At 30.5% G+C, this 9,289-nt stretch carries 6 protein-coding genes and 2 pseudogenes; 3 read left to right on the top strand and 5 right to left on the bottom strand.

Annotation, left to right across the window (positions count from 1 at the left end; translation table 11 throughout):
- A partial coding sequence (locus tag HMPREF0851_RS06435) for a site-specific integrase (protein WP_009014191.1) occupies window positions 1–321 on the bottom strand: 321 nt, incomplete at its 3' end.
- Between the two features lie 90 nt (window positions 322–411).
- On the opposite strand from HMPREF0851_RS06435, the gene HMPREF0851_RS06430 reads away from it, so the two are divergent.
- Entirely contained in the window at window positions 412–1,653 is a 1,242-nt protein-coding gene (locus HMPREF0851_RS06430; protein WP_000276774.1) for an aminotransferase class I/II-fold pyridoxal phosphate-dependent enzyme, read from the top strand.
- Here the strand turns inward: HMPREF0851_RS06430 and HMPREF0851_RS06425 are convergent.
- On the bottom strand, window positions 1,637–3,262 hold the full coding sequence (locus tag HMPREF0851_RS06425) for a tetratricopeptide repeat protein (RefSeq protein WP_000371067.1): 1,626 nt from the start codon (window positions 3,260–3,262) through the stop codon (window positions 1,637–1,639). The genes HMPREF0851_RS06430 and HMPREF0851_RS06425 overlap by 17 nt on opposite strands.
- A 104-nt stretch (window positions 3,263–3,366) precedes the next feature.
- On the bottom strand, window positions 3,367–3,915 hold the full coding sequence (locus HMPREF0851_RS16415) for an ATP-binding protein (RefSeq protein WP_000291366.1): 549 nt from the start codon (window positions 3,913–3,915) through the stop codon (window positions 3,367–3,369).
- 462 nt (window positions 3,916–4,377) lie between these two features.
- Between HMPREF0851_RS16415 and tnpA the strand changes: the two are divergent.
- Window positions 4,378–4,892: pseudogene (gene tnpA / locus HMPREF0851_RS06415) on the top strand (IS200/IS605 family transposase).
- 159 nt (window positions 4,893–5,051) lie between these two features.
- Window positions 5,052–5,337: pseudogene (locus HMPREF0851_RS06410) on the top strand (hypothetical protein).
- 53 nt (window positions 5,338–5,390) lie between these two features.
- On the opposite strand, the gene HMPREF0851_RS06405 reads toward HMPREF0851_RS06410, so the two are convergent.
- The gene (locus HMPREF0851_RS06405; protein ID WP_001293728.1) at window positions 5,391–7,667 is read right to left on the bottom strand and encodes a S8 family peptidase; all 2,277 of its coding nucleotides are present in this window, start codon (window positions 7,665–7,667) and stop codon (window positions 5,391–5,393) included.
- Between the two features lie 2 nt (window positions 7,668–7,669).
- Entirely contained in the window at window positions 7,670–8,794 is a 1,125-nt protein-coding gene (locus tag HMPREF0851_RS06400; protein ID WP_000877623.1) for an AAA family ATPase, read from the bottom strand.
- Window positions 8,795–9,289: the final 495 nt, after the last annotated feature.

Below are 9,289 nucleotides of genomic sequence, written 5' to 3'. Positions count from 1 at the left end.
CAGAATGTCATGCGGAATCGTTTTTAGGTTAATATTTTTTTCAGTTCTAAATTGAAAGCGCAATTGATTGAAGGGATTCTCTTCAATTATGTTCTGGTATTTTAGATAGTTATAAAACACCTTCATACAGGCAATTTTTCTTCTTAATGTATTCGTTTTTATGCTAGATTGTGTCAAGTGTTCTATATAGGATTCGACATTATCATGGTCTGAGTTATAAAATTGCATAAGATCATTCTTATAAGCGCGAATTGTGTGTGAACTCAAACGCTTATGAGTTTTGCAATAATCTAAGTAAGTAGAAATAAGTTTATAGTCCATAAAAATCTCCTTTATCAACAATCATGCTATTATAAACTTATTTAGGTGCTTTGTATAGTGATAATAAATAGTTATCGGTAGGAGAAGTCAGTGTATAAAATTAATAAATTTGAAGGTGAAATCTATCAGAAGTTAAATAAAATTCTTGATTCATATAACCAAGAACAAAATAGCGTAATAAATCTTGCTGCATGTATTAGCTATCCATTCACCGAAGTATTAGAGATTCAAAGTTTCCCTCTCGCTACCCTGCCAACAGAGGGAGCTGTTGAAAAACGCTTTTTTCCTCATTGTACTTCATTGGATAATATTGAAATATATTCAGAAGAATTGTGTCTTCAACTTTTTGATTTAAATCCTGGTGATTATAGAGTTAATGTGCAACCACATTCAGGAACTCAGGCTAACCAAATAGTCTATAATTGTGTTTTAGATAGTGAGGATTATATTTTATCGTTATCTCCAAAAGACGGAGGACATATTTCACACACTTATACAGGCAAAGGTACTGTAAAATATTATCACTTAGATCATGATTTAAATATTGATTATATCGAATTAAAGGAATTATTAGATAAATATAAACCTAAATTGATTATTATTGGTGCTTCATCGTATGGAAATGAATTTAATTATCAACAAATTTATGAAATTATAAAAGAGGTTAGCCCCAATACCCTTATTTTAGCGGATATTTGCCATAGTGTTTTATATATTATGGCAAAGCTACATAAGTCGATTTTTCCATATGTGGATTTCGTTACTTTTACAATGGATAAATGTTTACGTGGGCCTCAAGGAGGAGTACTAATGTATCGTTCTATATTTGAAGAAAAAATAACTAATTCAATTTTTCCTAGAACACAGGGAGGTCCTACACAAAATGCATTATTTGCGAAATGTATCTGTTTAATCAAATTATTATCAATAGATATTCAAAATTATGCACAACAAGTTATAAAAAATACTTTATTGTTTATAAAACAATTAAGTAAAGAAGGGGTTGATGTTGTTTATAAAAACTCAAAGACTCATATAATTTTAGTTAATCTACTGAATCTAAACTTGAGTGGTAAGGATGCAGAGAATCTACTTTTTCAACATAAAATATTAGTTAACCGAAATCAAATTCCAAATGATACACACGGACCAATGACGACTTCAGGAATAAGATTAGGAACAATCGGAATTACAAATTTATCCTATACTGATGATGACATTAAAAAATTAGCTAAACTAGTAGCTAATTTATTAAAATATAAACAATATGATTATTCCATATATTTAGATCTCATTTGCAAGTACCATGAACAAATTAATATCTCCAATTAGGAGAAAGACCTATACAGAAATTATAGTTTTTGTAAGGAATCAACAGATAGTATTTAGTGAGTCCGTCTTGATAATCATCAATATAAGTTTTTTCACAAACAAAAGGAATATCATCAAATTGTTGTAAATTGTATACTATTTGAAATTTATACCAAGGATCGTCTATGAGTGGAATTTCTTCCTCAAAGTTTTTTAGTGAATTTTGAAATTCTGTAAAAGAGATTCTTTCAGAAATCAATTCAATAATTAATTTGTTTAACTTGAGCATCCTAATATCTAAGGTCAAAGCTTTAGGACATTCTTGAAGTGATTTATTTATAAATTTCAGAGATTGTTGATAATTTTTATTCATCAAAAAAATAATTGATTTATTACAATATGGTTCAAAAATTTCATTTGAATTATATTTTTTTAGTATTTTTGTGGCTTTATTTAGATTCTCTAAAGCTATATCATATTCTCCGTCCCAGATATTAACAACACCTAAATTATTATATACTGTTGCAACAGGTATTTGATATTCATTACGTTGAAAATAGTCCAATGCTAGTTTGAGATTTTCGGTAGCTTCTTTAGTTGGGAAATAATGAGCAGAATTTCGTAAAATAATATAATAGAAGTCGTCTTTTTCTACAGAATTCATGCTTTCATTAAGGAGTTTAATTGCCTCTCGATCTTTACCTAAATGACCATAAGCATTTAGCTTGTAGAGTAATGTTCCAGAGCAATTTTCTAACTTTTCCAGTGATTTTAGCGCCTCCTCAAATTCATATTTTTGAATTTGAAATCTAGGATAGTATAGCTGTAAATCTTTTGAATAATTATCATTTTGAAGACTGTTTAAAATAGCTAAACCTCCATTAAAATCAGAAATCCACTGGTACGAGTTCAATATATAATGTAAGTATTTTTCGGGTAATAATTCTATTAAATGAAGTATCTTCTTACTCAAAGATACAATGTAAAAATATGAATTTTTCCTGTATTCGATTTCAAGTAACTGTTTGATATATTCTACATTTTGTCGCAACTCTTCAATATTACATATATTTATTAAGCAGTGAATTAAATAAGCTAACTCGCCACCAACTCCTATAGATAGGATAGTTTGCTCTAAATATATTTTTAGATTGTTGGTTACTAATTGAAGATCAGAAGCATTTGTGTGATTTAAAATACCATTTACAATTGATTCGTGTGAAATTTTGATTTTATCATTTGTATCTCCATTAATATAGACAAAACCTGCATCAATAAGGGATTTTAGAGAATCAGCTACTTCAGTATTTTCGTCTAATATAGATTTAATGTAGTTAAAAACTATATCTTTTCTCATACCAGCAGGAAAAATCGATGATATGATAAGTATATTTTTTTGAATATCTGGAAGTTTGTCATATATATCAGAAATATTAAATAATTCTGAATTAGGATTATCAATAAGTCTGTTAGTAATTAATTCAATATCTTTATAATTACCTTGTGTTATCTGCCAGATTTGATTCAATTTGACATTATCAAGTAAAGCAATTTTATTTCTTATTAGTAATTTACACTCATCCTCAGTAAGATACGATAAATTTAATACAGTAGGAGTATAATTGTCCAATGTATCTAGTTTATCAATCGATTTTAACTTATCATTTGTTCGGTTTATAATTGTTAAAGAGATTCCGCTTTGAAGTGTATTAAAGTCATCTTCAAATTTTATTTTTATATCTTCAGATAAAAATTGATAATTATCAATAATAATATTAAGACGGATTTTTTTGAAACATGACTGAAATATCTTAAATATAAGTCATTTTCAAATATTCCCTCCTTTATTGCAGTAATAACTTCTTCCCAAGGATAATCAATTACTTTTTTGTAAGTTGTATCGAACGCAATAAACGATCTGATTAACCTAAAACTATGTTTCAGAGTTAGATTTGTTAGTTTTTGTTTTCTTAAATAATTTGAAAACGAATATTTTTGAGGTATTGATAAGCATAGATTTCTTCTGAATTGTGTTGGGACATACGCTCCTTTTAGTAGATTTTCAAAAAATTTATTACTTTCAAACCCATCATTTATAACATCAATGTAGAGAATAAAGGCTTCTTTATCATGGCTGTAAACTTGTTGACAAACCTCTTTGATTAGCTCGGTTTTACCACTACCACTTAAACCATTAATAATATATAAACTATTTTTATCATTACTAGAAAATTTAAAATGCTGTTTTAATTCTTCTATTTCAGTATCGCGACCGTAATACATAAAACATCTCCTACCGATAACTATTTATTATCATTAGTATACCATAAATTCATCTTTAGTAGATTGATTTGTATAATGTTTTTTTTAGTTAAAATTAAATAGCAAACTATGATATTGATCAACGAGAGCCTAAAATACGATTTTTAAATCATATCTAATACTTTTGATTTAATTACAAACTTGAAACAATGGGGTATTTGTATAGGTTGAAGGAAATAAGTACAAATTTATTAGAAAATCAAGATTTCATAGAATTAGCACGAAAAATTTCAATTTTAGAATTGTATTCTCTAATGATTTTGAATCGGTCTTTTTATATGACTCTCAGTCCGTCTCGCTCCGTTAGGTGCGAGACAAAAAACCACCCACTATGCGGGTGCGCGTCGAAGGTTATACCAAAAAAACTCCAAACACGATACAATAAAGGTGTTCAAACCAATTGTAAAGCGAAAGGAGAAAAATATGGCACAAAAGGCTCATAGTTTATCGCACACAAAGTGGCACTGTTCTATCACATTGTTTTCACCCCTAAGTATAGACGAAAAGTCATCTATAATCAATATCGAAGTAGTTTAGGCGAAATATTTCATCGCTTGTGTAGTTATAAAGGAGTTGAGATTATCGAGGGTCACTTAATGCCAGACCATGTACATATGTTAGTCAGTATTCCACCGAGGATAAGTGTTTAGAGTTTCATGGGTTATTTAAAAGGTAAAAGTGCACTCATGATGTTTGACAAACACGCCAATCTCAAGTACAAGTTTGGGAATCGGCATTTCGGGGCGGAAGGTTATTATGTGAGTACGGTGGGACTTAATGAAGCCACAATTAAGAAATATATTCAAGAGTAAAGAAATTATCCAGTGGATGATTTCTTCACGAGTACGAAAATTCGAGAGCGAGTAAAGCATGATATAGCACTAGATGAATTGAGTGTAAAAGAATATGAGGATCCCTTTAGAGATAGTGGTAAGTAATACTAAAGCCTCTTTGTGAGGCAAGTGACGAGTCAAGAGCAATAAGGCTTGAACAAAGTGAAAGCCAGCGCCTAAAGACGCTGGCTGGTAATTTGGGCTTATAGCCCTGGGACAAACCACCCGTTTGACGGGTGGTAATGATTATTCAATGGGAATATAATGAAATTCTTTCAAAAGAAAAAACAGAACCATGATCAATTTAAACGACTGATTCATCGACTATTAGAGATGTCAGATAATGAGCTAACCAAAGTAGAACAATTCCTAGATGTGGTTTTTGATACAAGTTTCAAGTCTAGTGAGAGAGTAGAAATATCTCTAAACGATATAACTATTGAGGAACAAAGTCTTGATAGGTCAGGAAGCGAAAAATAAACTGAATACTGAGCAGTTGGAGAAGCGAATAGAGCAGTTTAAACAAGCAAAAAAACTGAGAAATGGGTAAAAAAGATTAGGCATTGTTGAATGTCTGATATTTGTTGTTAAATACCTTTCCTTCTATTGTTTTTGACGAATTTGATATTTTGTCTCGATATTGTTAGTGATATAACCTTTCTCTCTTAAAGTGTTAGTTATTTCTGTATAAATATCATTACCGTTTGAATCTTTGATAGTAATAATTAAAACGAATTCTTGAGATGGTACGTACAATCCATCTCGTGAAGTTAAATCTACTCGTAGTTTCCATCCATCCTCTAAGTTAATTCCTTTACTTATTTTTCTGTAGTAAGATTTTATAGGACTCCATTTAAATCCATGCTTAACTTGTGCTGCTTCAAATTTTTCATCCCATTTTGATTCAAGTGGAACCTGACCTTTATATTTAGTTTTTCCTTCAGCTGTGTATGAATATGTCCCAAAACTAACATCAATATTAGTTCTACAATATTCACGACCATATTTAGGGTCTAAAGGTGGTAAGTAGGCAAGGGTCATTCCTATTTCACCAATATATTTGTTATTTTTGATAAGGGATTTTGGATATGGGAAATCATACATTTCTAAATGTGTCCCCTGAGATACTTTTTGTTTGAAAATCAGTGTTACGCAATCTTTACTGCATTGCAAAATATCTTTTGTATCAGCTGAAGAAATCCCAAATCCATAATATTTAATATTGTCTGGATGTTCGTCTAATAACTCACGAGAGTTCATCCTAGCTGAATGTATTAACATTGCTTTAGAGAGGAGTAAATCAGGCTCTACCATTTCTTCATATATGGAAGCGTACTTTTGCAATGATCGGGGAGTCGAATAACTTGTTCCATTTCCTTCAATTATTTTCCCACTTGAATCCAAACCTTTGACTCCTAATCCATCAATTTTATACGAAGTAGACAAATTACCACCATAATCAACGATATCAGGCTTAATAATATAGTTAGCGCCAGGTCCTCTTCGACTAAAAGGAGAAGGTTCATTAAATTTTACAATTGAATCTATAGAATCAAATAATGCAACAGAACCTACAGTTATAGCTCGAATAGAATCAGCTGGTGATATAAGTCGGTCATGCTCTCCAATATCTATTTGAGGTGGCCAATTCCGAAGAGGAAGACTATTTATGTTCCCGCTAGAAACAAAGATTTGCACATGGTAGGTGTCTTGAATGTAATCTAAAAACACACCTAAATCAGACATTGAATCATCACAAGGCTTGTTTTCAATTCCTAGAGACAGATTCCATATTTTAGTAGTGGACGAATATTTCTCCATTACTTCTTCAATAATTACCATTAAATCATCTTCTGTAATAGAATCAGTTAATCCAAATTTTGTATCACTATTTGGAATTGCAACGATATCTACAAATTTAAATCGATAAGCAGTAGAAGAAGGAATACCATTTAAAACATTTCCATATTGTATAGTAGACGCTATAAATGTGGCATGTTGTGGATTTTGATAAATTTTATCTACATATTCTTCTCGTGCAACAATATGAGGTGATAAAAATGGATTATTGTCACTTATTCCACCATCAATAATTCCTATAGTAACATCGCTATCCTTGTATTCGGAATCTAGTAAGATTTGTAATTCAGTAGATGAAAAATTATTCTGAGGAAGGGAGTACTCTTGAAAAAAATCAACAGTTTTTACTCCGTTAATAGAAGCTAATTTGATAATGTCTTTATAAGAAGTGACTTCTATTTTTAAAAATTTAATTTTATCACCATATGAAAAAATTTCATATTTATCTTCAAAATTGAGTAAATGTAATTTTTGTATCACATATTCCCAAATTTGTTCATTATCAAAGTCATCATCAAAATCAAAGATCTTAATTTTAATAAGCTTATTAATAGAGTTAAAGTCTTCCGATTTAATAGACTGGAGTGTCGGTGAAATTTTTTCTTCCGGTCTAATAGGTTGAATATTAACTATTGTAGTCATGTTGGCTTGAAATTTTTGTGATGGCGGATTTTCAACCATCTCTATTGTTTTGTGAATGTTTTTTCTGTCTACTTTAATATATATTTCGTCTAAATCTTCGCTGCCAATAATTCTACAATTTCTACATAAATCAGAGGGTTTATGTGATTTTGCAATAGCTTCAGGTTTTACTGTTATTTTTCCCACAGCAGGGATAGCTTCGTTTTCATCAAAAACATCTGAATAAAAAGATAACAACTCTTCGAACTTATCGGTTATTCCTTTTTTTAACTCCGGAGTTACTTTTCCAAAAAATTTCAAATCTCCGCCCCCAATATTTGGGACAATATCAGTTGTTTTGGGAAGAACTAATTTTATTGGTAGATTATTCTCGCTCATGATTAAACCTCTTTCACCATTTTTTGAATAGTTGTTTTTGAACTACCTAAAATATCTGCAATTGTTTGTAAACTAAATATTTTTGAATCTTTTTCTCGTAAATACTTTGCTTTAATCTTTAATAGTTCTCGAGAATCTTCACAGTTTTGAGGGATGATATTTTTGGCAATAAACATTTCTTCATAAATGCTAGATAAATTAAAAGAAGAATTGTGTATAACTGAGTTCCTTATTGCTTTGGTCATAATATCCTCTATATCAGAACCGCTTTGTCCATCAAATAAAGTTGAAATTTCCAAAATTTCTTTTTGGTTAAATTTATATATATCATTAGAAAATAGTGTAATCAATTCTGCAATGGCAGTTTTATCAGGCAGTTCTATTTCTAATTTATAGTCAAATCTTCTCCATATTGCTAAATCAAGTAACTGCTGATGATTAGTAGCTGCTAAAATTAAGCTATCGTTGCTCATCGTATCGATATTTTGTAAAAGGCTATTAACTACTCTTTTCAACTCACCAAGCTCGTTATTATCGTCTCTAGCCTTGGCAATAGCATCAAATTCATCTAAAAATAATACACAAGGCATTTTTTGCGCAAATTCAAATAGACTACGAATGTTTTTAGCGGTAGTACCGAGATATGAAGAAATTAGACTATCTAATCTAGCGACAATGAGTGGTAAATTTAATTTTTTAGCAATTAAGTAGGCACTCTTGGTTTTTCCACATCCAGGTGGTCCATACAGCAGTAGTGAATTAGATACATTTATTCCAATAGAATTAAGTTTATCGGCGTTTTGATAACTTAAAATAAATGAATTTAATTTTTCTTCATTTCTTTTTGAAAGAATAACTTCAGTATCATTTTGATGTGGGTAAATAATGTCAGCAAGATTCATTCTTGATTCAGTATCAACAGGAATATCAATAGAATTAGTATTATTCATTGGAGTCAGAGTAGACTCGGCTTGAGCGGATAATAACCGCTTAAATTTAATTGCTGAGCGAGAATCACCATCCTTTTCTAGTTTTGATACCAATTGTTTTGTATAGTTAAAAACTTTGGTTTGATCATGCTTTAAAGCACCTTCTATGATTTTACCAATCTCAATAGAGTATTTCATTATTACACCTCCTACTATATTTTAACGGAACGAATCGAAATTGTAAAGAACGAACACCCTAATAAACGGAACTATTGTCAAAAATAATGGGAGTATAGAGTGTATTTTAGGTACATTTGAATTTTTACAGAGGCGTATTCTTGAATAAGCTATGGTTTACAATGTAGGTTTGAATAATGAAGGGTACGAAATTATAGATAAATCATTGCAGATATTGTCACAATATTTGTGATAACTTTTCCAAATCATCCTTGTTATCCTAATATCATTCATAGAAAATAAATTTTTGATTTTCTATGGGGGTTTGGGGGCGGAGCCACCAAGTTATCTTATCGTTAGCTGTCACAACTGAAAGGTTTTAGTCAGCTGGCGATATGATTTTTGGGATATTGTGGACACAATATCTGAGCTCGCAAAGACCGAACAAGAAGCAAGTGAGGTCTTTAGGAAGCGTACTGACAATGTGAGGTAGACTTACACTGTCAGACAAGTAGA

Source organism: Streptococcus sp. M334, from assembly GCF_000187745.1.
Lineage (GTDB): Bacteria > Bacillota > Bacilli > Lactobacillales > Streptococcaceae > Streptococcus.
The sequence above is the reverse complement of the archived record's forward strand: the minus strand, read 5'-3'. Positions and strand labels throughout refer to the sequence as shown.